The 15100-nt window shown below is 68.8% G+C and carries 15 protein-coding genes; 4 read left to right on the plus strand and 11 right to left on the minus strand.

Going from position 1 to position 15100, the window contains the following annotated elements:
- Window positions 1-114: 114 nt before the first annotated feature.
- On the minus strand, window positions 115-1149 hold the full coding sequence (gene glpX, locus ACFY3D_RS21390; protein ID WP_389981641.1) for a class II fructose-bisphosphatase: 1035 nt from the start codon (window positions 1147-1149) through the stop codon (window positions 115-117).
- An 81-nt stretch (window positions 1150-1230) separates the two neighbouring features.
- Here glpX and ACFY3D_RS21395 point away from each other — a divergent pair, with 81 nt between their 5' ends.
- Both ACFY3D_RS21395 and ACFY3D_RS21400 read left to right on the plus strand, forming a co-directional pair.
- Window positions 1231-1836, plus strand: a complete 606-nt coding sequence (locus ACFY3D_RS21395) for a TetR/AcrR family transcriptional regulator (protein WP_389981643.1) — start codon at window positions 1231-1233, stop codon at window positions 1834-1836.
- Between the two features lie 38 nt (window positions 1837-1874).
- Window positions 1875-2408, plus strand: a complete 534-nt coding sequence (locus ACFY3D_RS21400; protein WP_389981645.1) for a DUF4245 domain-containing protein — start codon at window positions 1875-1877, stop codon at window positions 2406-2408.
- A 210-nt stretch (window positions 2409-2618) separates the two neighbouring features.
- Here ACFY3D_RS21400 and ACFY3D_RS21405 read toward each other — a convergent pair whose 3' ends face one another.
- The 6 genes from ACFY3D_RS21405 to ACFY3D_RS21430 form a co-directional block, all read right to left on the minus strand.
- Entirely contained in the window at window positions 2619-4193 is a 1575-nt protein-coding gene (locus ACFY3D_RS21405; protein ID WP_389981647.1) for a CotH kinase family protein, read from the minus strand.
- A 9-nt stretch (window positions 4194-4202) separates the two neighbouring features.
- Complete coding sequence (locus ACFY3D_RS21410; RefSeq protein ID WP_362509589.1) at window positions 4203-4880, minus strand: DUF4956 domain-containing protein; 678 nt, start codon at window positions 4878-4880, stop codon at window positions 4203-4205.
- 6 nt (window positions 4881-4886) lie between these two features.
- Window positions 4887-5798, minus strand: coding sequence for a polyphosphate polymerase domain-containing protein (locus tag ACFY3D_RS21415; RefSeq protein WP_389981650.1), 912 nt, complete (start codon window positions 5796-5798; stop codon window positions 4887-4889).
- 92 nt (window positions 5799-5890) lie between these two features.
- Complete coding sequence (locus tag ACFY3D_RS21420) at window positions 5891-7351, minus strand: sensor histidine kinase (protein WP_389981652.1); 1461 nt, start codon at window positions 7349-7351, stop codon at window positions 5891-5893.
- A complete protein-coding gene (locus ACFY3D_RS21425) occupies window positions 7348-8049 on the minus strand; it encodes a response regulator transcription factor (RefSeq protein WP_389981654.1) in 702 nt (233 codons plus the stop codon). Before ACFY3D_RS21425 ends, ACFY3D_RS21420 begins: the two co-directional genes overlap by 4 nt.
- A gap of 183 nt (window positions 8050-8232) precedes the next feature.
- Window positions 8233-8463 carry an exodeoxyribonuclease VII small subunit gene (locus ACFY3D_RS21430; protein ID WP_350947962.1) on the minus strand — a complete coding sequence of 77 codons (231 nt, stop codon included), beginning with the start codon at window positions 8461-8463 and terminating at the stop codon, window positions 8233-8235.
- A gap of 137 nt (window positions 8464-8600) precedes the next feature.
- Here ACFY3D_RS21430 and ACFY3D_RS21435 point away from each other — a divergent pair, with 137 nt between their 5' ends.
- Entirely contained in the window at window positions 8601-9071 is a 471-nt protein-coding gene (locus tag ACFY3D_RS21435) for a GNAT family N-acetyltransferase (RefSeq protein ID WP_350947961.1), read from the plus strand.
- Here ACFY3D_RS21435 and xseA read toward each other — a convergent pair.
- The gene (xseA, locus tag ACFY3D_RS21440) at window positions 9049-10257 is read right to left on the minus strand and encodes an exodeoxyribonuclease VII large subunit (protein WP_350947960.1); all 1209 of its coding nucleotides are present in this window, start codon (window positions 10255-10257) and stop codon (window positions 9049-9051) included. The genes ACFY3D_RS21435 and xseA overlap by 23 nt on opposite strands.
- A 27-nt stretch (window positions 10258-10284) precedes the next feature.
- Window positions 10285-11676 (minus strand): hypothetical protein, encoded by a 1392-nt coding sequence (locus ACFY3D_RS21445; protein WP_389981656.1) that lies wholly within the window; start codon window positions 11674-11676, stop codon window positions 10285-10287.
- Between the two features lie 112 nt (window positions 11677-11788).
- On the opposite strand from ACFY3D_RS21445, the gene ACFY3D_RS21450 reads away from it, so the two are divergent.
- Window positions 11789-12757, plus strand: a complete 969-nt coding sequence (locus ACFY3D_RS21450; protein WP_350947958.1) for a 4-hydroxy-3-methylbut-2-enyl diphosphate reductase — start codon at window positions 11789-11791, stop codon at window positions 12755-12757.
- A gap of 195 nt (window positions 12758-12952) precedes the next feature.
- Here ACFY3D_RS21450 and ACFY3D_RS21455 read toward each other — a convergent pair whose 3' ends face one another.
- On the minus strand, window positions 12953-13492 hold the full coding sequence (locus tag ACFY3D_RS21455; RefSeq protein WP_389981658.1) for a DUF6542 domain-containing protein: 540 nt from the start codon (window positions 13490-13492) through the stop codon (window positions 12953-12955).
- Between the two features lie 138 nt (window positions 13493-13630).
- Complete coding sequence (gene rmuC, locus ACFY3D_RS21460; RefSeq protein WP_389981880.1) at window positions 13631-14935, minus strand: DNA recombination protein RmuC; 1305 nt, start codon at window positions 14933-14935, stop codon at window positions 13631-13633.
- Window positions 14936-15100 lie beyond the last annotated feature (165 nt).

Consider the following 15100-nt stretch of genomic DNA (forward strand, 5'->3'; position numbering starts at 1 on the left):
ATCCTTTCGGGCTTTTCCTGGCCGCGATCGCTCTTCCGCCGCGCACTCCTCACCGAGATCCCTTCACCGAGATCCCTCGGCCGAAGGGAAATCCCGGCTCCGGCGTCCCGGCTCTCAGCTGGCGCTGTCGAAGTTGATCGCGCTGTAGGCCCGCAGCTTCCAGAGCTGGTGCTCGCTCTCGATCTTCCGTATCGTCCCCGAACGGCCGCGCATCACCAGGGAGTTGGTGATGGCCCTCCCCGCGCGGTAACGGACGCCCTGCATCAGCTCGCCGTCGGTGATGCCGGTGGCCGCGAAGAACACGTCGTCGGACCTGACCAGGTCGTCGGTGCTCAGCGTGGCGTCGAGGTCGAGGCCCGCGTCCAGTGCCCGGCGGCGCTCGGCGTCGTCCTGCGGCCAGAGCCTGCCCTGGATGACACCGCCGAGGCACTTGAGCGCGCACGCGGCGATGATGCCCTCCGGGGTGCCGCCGATGCCGAGCATCAGGTCGACGCCCGTGCCGACCCTGGCCGCCATGATCGCACCGGCCACGTCGCCGTCGGTGATGAGCCTGATCCTGGCCCCGGCCTCCCGGATCTCCTGGATGATCTTTTCGTGGCGGGGCCGGTCCAGGACGACCACGGTCACGTCCGAGGGCACACCGCCCTTGGCGCGGGCCACCGCGGCGATGTTGTCCGCCACCGGCGCGTTGATGTCGACCGACGAGGCGGCCTCGGGGCCGGTGACCAGCTTGTCCATGTAGAAGACGGCCGACGGGTCGTACATCGAGCCGCGCTCGCTGACCGCGATCACCGAGATGCCGTTGGGCATGCCGAGCGCGGTGAGCCGGGTGCCGTCGATCGGGTCCACGGCCACGTCGCACGCCGCGCCACTGCCGTCACCCACCTGCTCGCCGTTGTAGAGCATCGGCGCGTTGTCCTTCTCACCTTCGCCGATCACCACCACACCGCTCATGGACACCGTATTGATCAGCTGGCGCATCGCGTTCACCGCGGCGCCGTCGGCGCCGTTCTTGTCACCTCGTCCGACCCAGCGGGCACCGGCCATCGCGGCCGCCTCCGTGACCCGGACCAGTTCCAAAGCGAGGTTGCGATCGGGTGCGTGTTCTCCCGTGGCGAGGGCGTCGGGAACGGACGTCTCATCGGACATGGTGGGAAACCCCTCTCGTGTCAATGCAACGATCGTAGTTGGCCCCCCTCTGACCGGTCGGCGGAGGATAATGTGCCCACCATGAGCAGCGACACGGAACGGCTGGTGAAAGGCGCGGGCGGGCGGACATCCGAGCGGGGTGCCGCCACGCGCGTCGCGCTCCTGTCCGCCGCGAGGGAGATCTTCGTCACAAGCGGTTTCGCCGAGACCGGGGTCACCGACGTGGTCGCCCGCGCGGGAGCGAGTGTCGGAAGTCTTTACCATCATTTTTCCGGCAAGGCCGATCTCTATCTCACGCTCTTCGAGGAGTTCCAGGCCCGTCAGACCCAGCGGACCAAGCAGGCGGTCCAGGACGCCAGGGCCGACGGCGAGAGCGACCCGATGCGCCTGTTCATCGCCGGGGCCCGCGCCTACCTGGAGGGCTGCCTGGCCGAGCGGGAGGTCTCCGCGCTCTTCCTGCGCGGCGACGGGCCGCCCGGGTTCGAGGTGATCATGCGCGACCGGCTCCGGCAGTGGGCCAAGCGCAACGCCGCCCTGTTCGAGGGCGACGAGGGGGCACTGGTCGTCGTCCTCACCGGCGCGCTCGCCGCCGCCGTCTCCGAGGTCGCCCTCTCCGACGACGAGGACGCCTCCCGGGCACTCGTCGAGGACGTGCTGACCATCATCGCCCAGATCCACCGCCCCTGAGAGCCGACCGCCCACCCGAACGGATAGTGTCGACAGTCGTGCGAAAGTTCACCCAGGGCTTCTACGGCTACGTGTTCGCGATGGCGGTCTGTCTGGCCGCCGTCGGCCTGTTCCTGCTGGTCACACCGCAAAGCAGGACCGAGCACATCCCCAGGGTCGACTACTCGATCGCCCTCGCCGACCTGCGCCGTACGGCGCCCTTCCTGGTGTGGTCCCCCGAACCCGTCGCCGCCGGATGGATCCCGAACAGCTCCAAGAACACGAGCGCGAACGGTGTCACGACCTGGAGGCTCGGTTTCGCCACCGCGAAGCGCTTCCACGCGATGCTCGCCCAGAGCAACGAGAAGCCCGAGGCCGAGTTCGCCAACCGGCTCTCCAACACCTCCACGGTCACCGGCACCGTCCAGATCAACGGCGTCACCTGGGAGCAGCGCGTCCGCGAGGACAAGAACCAGCGCTCCCTCGTACGGTTCCTGCCGGACGTCACGATCGTCGTCACCGGCACCGCCCCGTGGGACGAACTGTCCACCCTGGCCGGGTCCCTCAAACAACTGCCGAAGAACACCTCCTAGAGAGCCGGTCACGTGATCGTCAGGTGACCGGCACCGGCCCTTGGTCGATCATGTGCGTGATCATCGTCACGCACATGACCTGTGTGATTCCTGAAAGGGCGAGGGGACGGTTCTCCGGCAGACCGGTCTGTCGGAGAACGGTTGGGCCGCGGTCGCTTCCGGGCTTCGGTCCAGCTCCCTCCTCAGGGCCCTCGCGTGATCGCGAGAACCCTAACCGCCGCTGATCGCTTTGTCGGACCGCAGTGTCTGAGTGCGGGTGGTCAGGAACGCGCGTAGCTTCTGTGCCTCGGTGTCGGCCTTGGCGGTGTCGGCGTTCTCGTTCAGCTTGTAGGACGTGACGAGATCGTCGAGCAGGCCGGATGCGGTGCCGTTGCCGAGCAGTTCGGTGTACAGAGCGCGATACTGGTCCTGGTAGATCTTCTTGAAGGCGGCGTTCTTGAGGAACTTCTCCTTCAGAGGATGGCCCAAGCGCATCATGCCGCCGCCTTCTGGACCTTGCGGACGCTCCGGCCGGCCATTCTGGGGTGGAGTGGCACTCTGGTTCGGCTGGTCTTGCCGGGGGCGTCCTCGGCCGCCGCCCATCGAGATCGTGTCGTTCACACCACTCTTGGCGTTACCGTTGAAGGCGAAGTTGAGGTCCCAGGTGATGACTTTGAACTTCTTGGTGTCCAGGTCGTACCACAGGTAGTAGTTGCGTCCGGGTCCAGCCATGTCGTCGAAGTTGACCATGAGGTTCTGCAGGACCAGATAACGGGCGAACGACTCCACGTCCAAACGCTCGCCCAGGTCTGAGGCGAATTCGGGGTCGGAGGCCTCGTTCACCCATTTGACCAGATCGATGACCGGCTGCAGATCCTGGACGCCGACCTTGTTGATCTGCTTGAAGTCGTTGGTGTACCCGGTCTGGTCCTCGCCCTTGTAAGTGAAGGAGCCGCTGGCCAACGACTTGTACAGCACGCCGTCGCCGAGGTTTTCCGCATAGCCCTCGTCGAGGTATTCCACGATCAGGCGCGGTGTCGAGGTGCGGCCGTTAACGGTGAAGGCGCTGTGGATGGAACGCTGGGTAGGCTCGCCGGAGGCACCGACCAGTGCGATGCCCAGTGCCTCGTTCAGCATCGTCGTCGAGCCCATCGCGGTCGGCCGTACCGCCACCTGGTTGTGCCCCTGGTAGCGGCGGCCCTCCACAAACTCGTCGAAGCTGATCAGCCACGGCAGGTTCTCAGGCTCCTCGCCCTTCAAAGACGCGCCGAACCCGCCACCTCTGGGCTGGTCGCCATTCGGCTCACCGCCTTCGGGTGGTTGGAACCCCTCGGGTGGTTGGAACCCCTCGGGTGGTTGGAACCCCTCTGGCATACCTCCGCGTCGTTGCTCGCCGCCAGGCATGCTCCGTTGCTTGGATTGTCCCTTCCAGGTCAGCCCGGCCAGAGTGGAGTTGCCCTTGAGTCGAATGCCCACGCTGGGGATGCGGGTGCCGTCGATGGTCAGATCGGCTTCGACATACTTCTTGTCGCCGTCCTTGAAGTACTCGTTCAGCATGTCCTCATAGGCCGCGTCGGTGAAGGTGATCTTCACCTCGTGCGCCACGGAGGTGTCGAAGAGCTCCTTGGTGCCGGTCACGTTCGTGATGACGGTCTCAGCCTTGGCGGTCTGGGAGACGGTGACGTACGGGCGGATCATCCCGCTGCCGAGCACACCCCAGCACAGGGCCAGGAACGCCGCGCACAGCGCGACCAGCTTCCAGTTGTGCCGGAGTTTGACCGGGATGCGATGTTTGAACTGCGCCATGGTGTCGCCTTACAGGTCGCTCTGGTCGTACCCGGTCAAGACGGTGACCGACTGGCCGTGGTTGCGCTCGCGCAGCGCGGCCATCACATCGGCGGGCTCGCTGCCCTTTTTGATCTTCACGGTGTACATCAGCTCTGTCAGCGCGCCACCTCGGATCGACTCCATGCTGACCAGTTCGAACTCCTCTGTGTGCCGGATGAGCACATCCTGGATGACCGCGGTGTAGTCCTCATCCGTGGGAACCTGCACCTTGACCACCTGCCGCCGTACGTTGAGCTGGAACCAGTTGAACCGGTGCATGACCATGATGATCAGCGAGATCGCCACGGCGGCGACGATGGCCAGCAGGTAGAAGCGGGTACCGACGGCCATCCCGATGCCCATGACGAGGAAGATGAACCCGACGTCACGCGTCTCCTTGATGGCGTTACGGAACCGCACCACCGAGAGCGCGCCGACCAGGGCGAAGGCGCGGGCGATGTTCGAGCCGACGACCAGCATGATCAGCGAGATCAGCATGCCCAGGATGACCAGCGTCTGCACGTAGGACTGGCTGTAGGACACGTTGCGGTGCGTGGCCCGGTAAACCCAGCCGATCATCGCGCTGAGCACGAACGACAGCGACATCGCGATCGCGATGTCGGCCACGCTGAACGTGCCGGACAGGTCCTGGAACGAGAAGTCCATGGGGAGTCATGCCTCCGAGAGAACGGTCGGCTGATGGCGGCCGAGATCGAGTTCGTGGTCGGGAATGTGAAAGACCGAGCGGGGAGCGAGCCCATGCGCCTCCACGCTCTGGCAGTACTTGGAGACCCGGACCACCTGCAGGTTCCGTTTGGCGGTCAGGTCGGTCAGCCAGTACGGCACGCGCTCGTTGGCCTTGACCTCGACGATGGACATGTGAGCGGGGACGATGAGCCTGTTCTCGGCGTCGGCGCCCAGGTGGAAGTCGCGGTCACGGCCCCGGATGCGGTTGTCGAAGGTGACGCGCAGGCCTACGTCGGCGTCGCGGCCCACGTAGGCGTGCCGGGTGTAACCGGTCATCGCGACAGCCCGCAGGTCCAGACGCAAGGAGAGGTCGAGCACCTCCTGCAGGAACGCACGCTGGGATGGCTCGTGCTCGACCATCTGCCGGCCGTCACACAGGCGCAGCGCGTCCCTGTAGGGCAGGCTCACCCGGCGCTTCTGCGTGACCCGGTTGACTCGCTGCTTGATCTCGACGAACACCGGAGTGTCGTCCCGCAGGGTGAACCGGTCGCCGTAGTGGCGCACCCGCAGCTTCCTGCGGAACTTCAGCCCCTCGATCTTCTCCCAGTAAAAGCGCAACTGCCGGGTGTCGTAGTAGACGCTCCAGATGCCGTACCCCTCCTGGCCGCTGTGACGGTCGCGATCCAGTCGCTGCTCGATCTCTTTCCTGAGCGTGACCGCCTCCGAGGCCTCCACGAGGTACTTGATCTCGTACCGGTTGAAGGCGTGCAGCTTGCTCGGTGCCCGCAGCCGGTGACCCTGATCACCGGCTGGGTCATCGGCTGGTTCGGTGCCGGATGTGCTTCGATCGCTGTCGCGAGCCACGGAGACGGCTGGTTTGCGGAATCTTGCCAGCATGTTTCTCCTTTCGTCAGCGCACATCTGACAGCACCAAGCTGGGAACAATGTGTGAACCGCATCCGACGAGAAGGTGAACTGCCTGTGGACGTTCAGCTGTCCTGGGGCTGCTCCAGCGGGAGAAGCACGCGGAAGGTGGTGCCGCGGCCAGGTGTGCTGGTCACCTCGATCCGGCCGTCGTGCGCCTGCACGAGCGCGGCGGTTATTGCCAGGCCCAGCCCGGTCCCGCCGCTGTCACGGGAGCGGTCCGGATCGGCACGGTAGAAGCGGTCGAACAGGTATGGCAGATGCTCGGGATCGATGCCCTGCCCCTCGTCTCGCACTTCGAGTAGTGCGGCTCCGCGGTGGGGGGCGGGTCCGGTACCGGCGTGCACGACACCGGGGGTGAGGACCCCGGTAACCGCTCGCGGAGCGACGGTGAGGCTGATCTGGGTGCCGGAAGAGGTGTGCTGGATGGCGTTGCCGACCAGATTGGCGATGACCTGATGCAGGCGGCGCTCGTCGCCGCGCACGAAGACCGGACCGTCGGAGATGATCAGTCGGATCGGCCGTTCGCGATCGCGGGCGCGAGCGGCGTGCACCACGTCTCCGGCCAGCACGTGCAGGTCCACGATGCCGGGCTCCAGCGCGGGCTCCTGGTCCAGCCTGGCCAGCAGCAGCATGTCCTCCACCAGGACGCCCATGCGCTCGGCCTCGGCCTCGATTCTGCGCAGCAGCCGCTCGGCCACCGGATCCCTGGCGTCCTGGCCGTGATGGTAAAGCTCGGCGAAGCCCCTGATGGAGGTGAGCGGGGTGCGCAGTTCATGGGAGGCGTCGGCGACGAAGTGCCGCAGTCGCCGTTCGGAGCGCTCGGACTCGTGTAGCGCGGTGGCCAGGCGCTCCAGCATGGTGTTCAGCGCGCCACCGAGACGGCCTGTCTCGGTGTCGGGGTCGGTGTCGCCGACCCTGCGGTCGATGTCTCCGCCTGCGATGGCCTCTGCGGTCTGTTCCATGCGGGTCAGCGGGCGCAGGCCCAGTCGTACCACGGCGAAGGCGAGCGTGCCGAGCAGCAGTAGCACCAGGCTACCCGCCGCCGCCTCGATGACCAGGATCTGGTGCACGGTCGCCTGGTTGGGCTCCAGCGACATCGACACGGTCAGCCTGGTGCCGTCGGGCAGGCTCCTCACCAGCACCCGCCACTGACCCGTCTCCGTGGCGGGCACGGTGATGGGGCCTCGCGGGATGGTGGATATCGCCGCTTTGGGGATGATCGGTCCGTCACCGTTCTCGGCGGGAAGACTGCGCAGCAGGGTCCCGGAAGGGTGGTAAAAGGCGATCTTGAACTGGGTGGGGATCTGAACGGACTGCCCCCCATCCACCGATGGCGGAGGCGGAGGCGGGAGCGGACGCCGGCCGAAGGCGATGACCGTCTCGGTCAGCTGGGCGTCCACCTTGGACAGCAACGAACGCTCCAGTAGCAGCACACTCGCGGTGGCGAACGTCGCCAGCCCGACCGCGCACAGACCGAGCAGCGCGGCCAGCAGCCGATGTCGCAGGGGCCAGGCCCGTCTCACGAGAACCTCTGCAACCGGTAGCCGACGCCACGCAACGTGTGGATCAGTGGCGGGCCGTCAGCGTCGATCTTCCGCCGCAGGTAACTGATGTAGGACTCCACGATCCTGCTCTCGCCGTCGAAGGCGTGGTCCCACACACGGTCGAGGATCTGCGCCTTGCTGACCACCCGCTCGGCGTTGATCATCAGGTAGCGCAGCAGGCTGAACTCCGTCGGCGACAGGTGGATCGCCCGCCCCGCCCGCCGTACGGTGTGGGCCTGCTCGTCGAGTTCCAGGTCGGCGTAGTGCAGCACGCCGTCGTCGGCCTGCTCCTGTGCGGGCCGCATCCTGCGCATGATCGCCCGCAGCCGCAGGAGCACCTCTTCCAGGCTGAAAGGCTTGGTCACATAGTCGTCACCACCGGCGGTCAGCCCTGCGATCCGGTCGGACACCGCGTCCTTGGCGGTCAGAAAGAGCAGCATGGGGCTGTCACCGGTTTCGTGGAGCCTGCGCGCGACTGTGAACCCATCCAGGCCGGGCATCATCACGTCCAGCACGACGATGTCGGGCCGCTCTCGGGCCACCGCCTCCAGCGCCCGGCGGCCATCCGCCGCGGTCCGCACGGAGAAGCCGTTCAGTTCCAGGGCCTCGGACAGCAGCTCGCGAATGTTCGGCTCGTCGTCGACGACCAGCACCTTCGCGACGGGTTGTTCGTTCACGGCATCGTTCTACTTGCTCTCTATGAGAGAAAGATGGGAACGGCCAGTCGAGTACGGATGGCTCTGTCCAACGGCGCGGACATCCGGAGCAGGGCGGCGACGTGATTCCAAAACGATCGATGATCGTGGGCGGTGATGCCGTTGGAAACGCTCGTTCCGACGTCAGCCGGTCGCCGAGGGGACTCAGAAGGGCGTCTCTCCCGCCGGGTCGGGTTGCCGGCGCTGGGCCATCGCGGCCGCGAGCCTCACCCGGGCGCCCTGGAGCCACTCCTCGCAGATCGCGGCCAGCTTCTCGCCGCGCTCCCAGAGTTCGATCGACTGTTCCAGGGTGAGCCCGCCCGCCTCGAGACTGCGGACCACCTCGGTCAGCTCCTCGCGCGCCTGCTCGTACGACGGTCTCTTCTCATCGGCCACGAACCCACCTTAGATCGTCGCGTCCATCCGGTGACGCCGTGCCGTGCCGGGAGTCACCGCCGGCCCGCGAGGGCCGACCGGCGCCGACGGGCTCCCCTCCCGCCTCGCCGGTGCCGTACGGCTGGAAGAATGCCGAGGTGAACGTTCGTGACGCGGCCGTCGGCGACATTCCCGAGCTGGTGCGCCTCCGTGAGATCCTGGCCGACCGGATGGCGATGGACGGCCACCTCCCCATCGAGGAGGAGTGGCAGCACGCCTACGCCGAGAGCCTCCGGGAGCGGCTGGGCAGCTCCGACACCGCCGTCTACGTGGTGGACTCCCCCGACAGGGGGCTGGCGGCCTGCGGGATCGGCCTCATCTTCGACCGCTTTCCCGGCCCCAGCCTTCCCGACGGCCGCTACGGCTACGTCCAGGGCATGACCACCGATCCCCGCCACCGGCGCAGGGGGCACGGCCGGGCGATCATGGGAGCCCTCCTGGAGTGGTACCGCGACAGCGGGGTCCGCAGGGTCGACCTGCACGCGACCTCCGACGCCGAGCCCCTCTACCGGCAGCTCGGCTTCGTCGACGACGGCTACCCCTCGCTCACCTGGCGGGATCGCTCCTGACCCGCACCCGGTCGTCGGGGAAGCGCACCGTGAGCTCGTCACCGGGGGAGACCTCGCTCGCGAGCCGTACGACCTCGCCCGAGGGGCGCTGCACGATCGCGTAACCGCGTTCCAGCGTGGCGGCGGGAGACAGCGAGACCAGGCGGGCACGCAGGTGCTCCAGCGAGTCGGAGGCACGGTCCAGGGAGGCGGTGAGGGACCGCCTCGCCCGGTCCCTGAGCTGCTCGGCCTGCTCGGCCCTGCGTTCGACCTCGCGCACCGGGTCGGCGAGAGAGGGACGGGAGCGGGCCGCCGCGAGCCAGGCCGTCTCGCGGTCGAGCCAGCCGCCCGCCACCCTGCGACCCCGGTCGCGGAGCTGGCGGATCAGCGTCATCTGCTCGCCGACGTCCGGCACGACCTTCTTCGCGGCGTCCGTCGGGGTGGACGCGCGCACGTCGGCGACCAGGTCGAGCAGCGGATTGTCCTGCTCGTGGCCGATCGCGCTCACCACGGGCGTACGGCAGGCCGCCACCGCCCGAACGAGGGCCTCGTCGGAGAAGGGCAGCAGGTCCTCCATCGACCCGCCGCCCCGCGCGACCACGATGACGTCGACCTCGGCGTCGGCGTCGAACTTGCGCAGCGCCTCGACGACCTCACCGACCGCGTACGGCCCCTGCACGGCCACCGGCTCGACCTTGAACCGCACGGCGGGCCAGCGGCGCCGGGAGTTTTCCAGCACGTCGCGCTCGGCGGCCGAGTCGCGGCCGCAGATCAGCCCGACCGTGCCCGGCAGGAACGGCAGCCGCCGCTTCCTGTCGACGCCGAAAAGCCCCTCCGAGGCGAGCAGCCGGCGCAGCCGCTCAAGCCGCGCCAGCAGCTCGCCCACCCCGACCGGCCGCATCTCCAGCGCGGTGAACGCGAACGAGCCCTTGTTGACCCAGAAGTCGGGCTTCAGGTGGGCCACGATCCTCGCGCCGTCGACCGGCCGGGGGACGGTCGCCTCGTAGACACCGCGCGGGCAGGTGATCCGGGCCGACACGTTGGCCACCGGGTCGCGCAACGTCAGGAACACCGTGCCGCCGCGGGCGGTCAGCTCGGTGATCTGCCCCTCGACCCAGACGGTGCCGAGCTTGCCGATCCAGCCGCCGACCATCTGCAACACCGTGCGAACCGGTAGGGGCTGCTCAGGGGTGGTGTTCGAGCTCATGGTCGGGAGCCTACGCGCCGGAGGTGACTATTCCGCGGCCGCCAGCTTGGCCAGGCGGTTCTCGTACATCCGCACGACGACCTCGCGGTCCGCGGTGGCCCGCTCGTAGGCGAGCAGCTCCCGGATCTGCTCGGAGGTCCTGCCGCGCATCCGTGCCCGCAGGGACGCGACCGTCAGCTCCGCGTAGCCGGGAAGAGGCTCGGCGGGCGTGGCGGTTCCCGAGGAGGGCTCCGCCGCCGTGGTCGTCGTCCTCGGGGAGGGGCCGGCCGCGTCGGCGGCCTCGGGTGCCGCGACCCTGGTCCCGGTCACCTCGACCACCGCGGCGTCCGCGGTCTCGGGCTTCGCGGTGTCGACCTCGGTCACCTCGACCTTCACCGCCGCGGGGGCCTCCGCCTCGGCCGGGGTGCCTTCGGCCGCGGAAGTCGTGGCGCTCGTCAGGGTGCCGCTCTCGGCGCGCTCGGCCACGGTGTCCGCAGGGGCGGCCTTGGCGGTCGTCTTGCGGGTCCTGGTCGTCCTGGCCTTCGGGGCGGTGGCCTCGACGGCCTCGGGGGCTGCGGTCGCGGCTTCGGCGGCCTTGGCCTTGGCCCGGGTGGCCCTGGGCTTCCTGGCGGGGGTTTCGGTGACCGCGTCCGCCTCCGCCGCCGGAGTCTCCGCGCCCTTGACCTCGGGAGCCTCGGGGGTCTTGGGTGCCTTGGCGGTCTTGGGAGCCGAGGTCTTGGCGGCCTTGGGAGTCTCGGCGACGGCCGGGGACGCCGAGACTTCCGGGGCGGCCGGTGCTTCCGTGGCCTTCACCTCGGCGGTGTCCGAGGGCTCCGTGGCGACGACCTCGGCGGGCTTCGCCGGGGCGGCCTCGGGCTCCGGAGCCGGGGTGCTCTCGGACTGCGGAGCCGGGGTGCTCTCAGGCTCCGGAGCCGAGGCGGGGGCCTCGGTGGTTCCGGCGGCGGCAGGGGTGTCGCCGGCCTCGGGAGCCTTGGCGTCCGGGGTGTCGCCGGCCTCTGCCTTGACCTCGGAGACCTCGGGGACCTCGGGGGCCTTGACCTCGGGCGAGGCGGGCGTCGCGGTGTCGGGCTTGGTGGGGCTGAAGATGACAGGGGCGGGGGTGGTCTTCGTCCCGTTGCGCTCGGCGGAGGGAGCGCTCGCGGCCTTCTCCGGACGCGGCGCGAAGATGACGGGCTCGCGACGGGTGGGCTTCCCCGCCTGCTCCGTGCTCTCCTCGCCGCTCTTCGCCGGCTGGTCGCCGATCGTCCCGGTGGGTTCCTCGGCGGTCTCGCCCTGGCCCGAGGTTCCCTTGAACCTGGTCCTGACGCGGTCGCCGAGGAGCAGGGCCTGGCCGACCCCGCTCAGTGCGCTCTGCAGCATGTGCAGCGGCAGGTCTTTTGCCTTTTGTGTGACATTGCGAATCATGTCGGGGACTGACATATCGTCTCCCTGGGAGGTCTGTATCGAGAAGGCTAGTGTGACAAGACTTGTGCCGCATGAGCTTGTGGGACGTATGGGCAGTCTCGCGGGCGTGTCCACGTAGCATATGAGCATGACTTCAGACACCCCCGCGACCCGACGCGTACTAGTGGCGAAGCCCCGTGGTTACTGCGCGGGGGTCGATCGTGCGGTCCAGGCCGTGGAGAAGGCGCTGGAGCAGTACGGCGCCCCGATCTACGTACGTAAGCAGATCGTCCACAACACCCACGTGGTCAAGACGCTGGAGCAGCGTGGGGCGATCTTCGTCGAGGAGACCGAGCAGGTGCCCGAGGGCGCGATCGTCGTCTTCTCCGCCCACGGCGTCTCTCCCGCGGTCCACCAGGAGGCCGCGGACCGCAGTCTCAAGACGATCGACGCCACCTGCCCCCTGGTGACCAAGGTGCACAACGAGGCCAAGCGTTTCGCCTCCCAGGACTACGACATCCTCCTCATCGGTCACGAGGGCCACGAGGAGGTCGAGGGCACCGCGGGCGAGGCGCCCGACCACGTCCAGCTCGTCGACGGCCTGCACTCGGTCGACACCCTGCAGGTCAAGGATCCCGATCGGCTGGTCTGGCTGTCGCAGACGACGCTGTCGGTGGACGAGACGACCGAGACGGTCTCCCGGCTCAAGGAGCGCTTCCCCAACCTGATCGACCCTCCGAGCGACGACATCTGCTACGCCACCCAGAACCGCCAGGTCGCGGTCAAGGAGATCGCCGCCCAGGCCCAGCTGGTCATCGTCGTCGGCTCCGAGAACTCCTCCAACTCCAAGCGGCTCGTCGAGGTCGCCCTCGACCACGGGGCCGACGCCTCCTATCTGGTCGACGACGCCTCGCTCATCGACGACGCCTGGTTCGACGGCGTCACCACGGTCGGCGTGTCGAGTGGTGCCTCGGTGCCCGAGGAACTCGTCGCCGAGGTCCTGGCCCGTCTCGCCCGAAACGGGTTCGGGGACGTGGAGGAGGTCGAGTCCGTCCGCGAGAGCGTGCGCTTCGCCCTCCCGCACGAGCTGCGCAGGGACCTGCGCGCCACGGTCTGACGTCGGGTCGTCCGCCCACGGGGTCGAAGTCCGTCGGCGAGAGCGTGCGCTTCGCGCTCTCGCCCGAGGACCCCTGCCACCCTGAGGGCCCCCTGCCACGCTCCGGCCGGCCGATCTTTCATGCGCGGCCCTGGCCCGGCGGCTTTCTCCGCGATCCGGGAGATCCCGTCACGGACGAAACCCCGAGCCCGGCCGCTACTGCCCCTCGCGGGGGGTGCCGTACACCCTGGGCTCGAAGTATCCCTCGGGCTCGGGGGCGAAGGCCCTGCCGTCGCCGTCGCCGCCGTCGCCGCTCCTGGGGCGGGGCACCGAGGCCTTGGAGGCCCTGAGCTCCTCACGCAGCTCTCGGACGCAGCGGGTCAGCCCCCGGCGCCAGGCGATGACCAGCACCAGGAACGAACCGCCGAACAGCCACGGGGCCCCCTGCGACAGCGCGGTGTACATGCCCAGGCCGAAGGCCTGCACGGGCGTGGACGCGAACAGGGATCGGATCGCCTCGATGAACGCGGTGGTCACGAAGAAGAGCAGGGGCGGGGACACCACCAGCGACAGCAGGTCCCTGCGGTTCACCAGCGACGCGGCGGCGACGCAACCGGCGACGAACGCCGCCCCGGTCAGTGCCGCCACCCCGGTCAGCGCCTGCAGCACGCCGCCCACCAGCGTGGACGCCAGCACGAAGGCCAGTGCGCCCCGAACGGTCAGCCGGATGCCCGAGGCCCGGTCAAGCTCACTCATGCGATCACCCCGCCGACCGGCTGCACGCCGCCTCGCTCGTCCACCACTCGCCCCCTGACCTTGACCACCGCGGCCCCCCGGCGCCGTCGCCCTCGCTATCTCCAGTGTCCGGCCGCAGGAGCCCCCGAGGGAACAGTTTCAGGGCAGGTCGTTGGTCAACCTACCGTTCAGGCGGGATACGAGAGGCGGGCTTGGCTCCTCTCGCGCCAGGAGTTCGGGTGAGGTCAGGGCGCGCGGCAGGTCCTCGACCGCCTGCGGCGTGTCCAGGTCGCTCTCGACGAGCCCCAGGTCGTTCAGCTTGCGGGCGCTCACCAGCACCCGGGTCTCCAGCGAGCCGACCGTCCTGTTGTACGACTCCACGGCCCGGCTCAGCGAGCGGCCCAGGGCGTCGACGTTGCGCCCCATGCTGCCCAGCCGCTCGTACAGCTCCTTGCCGACCTCGAAGATCGCCCGTGCGTTCTCGCCGAGCGCGGCCTGCTGCCAGGCGTACTGCGCGGTGCGGAGCATGGTGATGAGCGTGGTCGGTGTGGCGATGTGGACCCGCCGTCGCATGGCGTACTCCAGCAGGGCGGGGTCGCGTTCCAGCGCGGGGGCGAGGAACGCCTCGCCGGGAATGAACAGAACCATGAACTCCGGCGCCGGACTGAACGCCTGCCAGTAGGGCTTCGAGGCCAGCCGGTCGACGTGGTCGCGCACGTGCCGGGTGTGGGCGTCGAGCCGGGCCGACCGATGGTCGGGGTCGGCCGACTCGGCGGCCTCCAGGTAGGCGGAGAGCGAGACCTTGGAGTCGACCACGATGTTCTTGCCGCCGGCGAGCCGCACGATCATGTCGGGTCGCAGGACGCCGTCCGGCGTGGTGACGCTCACCTGCTCGTCGAAGTCGCAGAACCGCTGCATGCCGGCGATCTCGGCGACCCTGCGGAGCTGGAGCTCGCCCCACCTGCCCCTCGCCTCGGGCCGCTGCAGGGCCCGTACCAGCGAGTTCGTCTGGGCGCGGAGCTGCTCGTTGCTCTCGCGGACGATGTCGATGTGCTTGGCCAGCTCGGCGTGGGCGGCCCGCTGGCCCGCCTGGGTGTCGCGCAGCTGCGTCTCGACGCGGGCCAGGGTGTCCTTCAGCGGCTCGATCAGGTGCTCGACGGCCTGCTTGCGCTGCTCCAGCTCCCCGGCGGCCTCGGCCCGGTTGGCGGCGAGCCTCGTCTCCGCCAGCTCCAGGAACCGCAGGTTGTTGACGTCCAGCGCCCGGCTCGACAGGGCCTGGAACCGTTCGGAGAGCTGTTCCTCGATGTAGACGACCTTCTCCTCGGCGATCTTCGCGCGGGCCTCGGCGTCGGCGAGGCGGGCCATGACGTCGGCGGCTCCCGAGGAGGCACGCGCCCGGCCCAGCAGGAAGCCGATCGCGAGTCCCGCGGCGAGGCCCACCGCGAGCTGGAAGGAGAGAGCCATGACATCCACCCCGGCATGATTCCAGGCTCGGCCGCTTCCGGCGGTTCCGACACGCTCCCCGGCCCGGAACGGCTCGGTTCGTGCCCCATGAGCGTGCTGTGAGCGTCCCGTGAGTGACCCGCGAGCGTCCCGTGATTCGTACCTGTGACCTGCCCGTGGCGGGTA

Origin of the sequence: Streptosporangium sp. NPDC000509 (assembly GCF_042898365.1) — a bacterium.
GTDB lineage: Bacteria > Actinomycetota > Actinomycetes > Streptosporangiales > Streptosporangiaceae > Streptosporangium.

Excerpts from the sequence above, each read along its gene's own strand:
- glpX (WP_389981641.1), bottom strand. The coding sequence starts at position 1,149 with ATGTCCGATGAGACGTCCGTTCCCGACGCCCTCGCCACGGGAGAACAC.
- ACFY3D_RS21395 (WP_389981643.1), top strand. The coding sequence starts at position 1,231 with ATGAGCAGCGACACGGAACGGCTGGTGAAAGGCGCGGGCGGGCGGACA.
- ACFY3D_RS21405 (WP_389981647.1), bottom strand. The coding sequence starts at position 4,193 with ATGGCGCAGTTCAAACATCGCATCCCGGTCAAACTCCGGCACAACTGG.
- ACFY3D_RS21410 (WP_362509589.1), bottom strand. The coding sequence starts at position 4,880 with ATGGACTTCTCGTTCCAGGACCTGTCCGGCACGTTCAGCGTGGCCGAC.
- ACFY3D_RS21415 (WP_389981650.1), bottom strand. The coding sequence starts at position 5,798 with ATGCTGGCAAGATTCCGCAAACCAGCCGTCTCCGTGGCTCGCGACAGC.
- xseA (WP_350947960.1), bottom strand. The coding sequence starts at position 10,257 with ATGAGCTCGAACACCACCCCTGAGCAGCCCCTACCGGTTCGCACGGTG.
- ACFY3D_RS21445 (WP_389981656.1), bottom strand. The coding sequence starts at position 11,676 with ATGTCAGTCCCCGACATGATTCGCAATGTCACACAAAAGGCAAAAGAC.
- ACFY3D_RS21450 (WP_350947958.1), top strand. The coding sequence starts at position 11,789 with ATGACTTCAGACACCCCCGCGACCCGACGCGTACTAGTGGCGAAGCCC.
- ACFY3D_RS21455 (WP_389981658.1), bottom strand. The coding sequence starts at position 13,492 with ATGAGTGAGCTTGACCGGGCCTCGGGCATCCGGCTGACCGTTCGGGGC.
- rmuC (WP_389981880.1), bottom strand. The coding sequence starts at position 14,935 with ATGGCTCTCTCCTTCCAGCTCGCGGTGGGCCTCGCCGCGGGACTCGCG.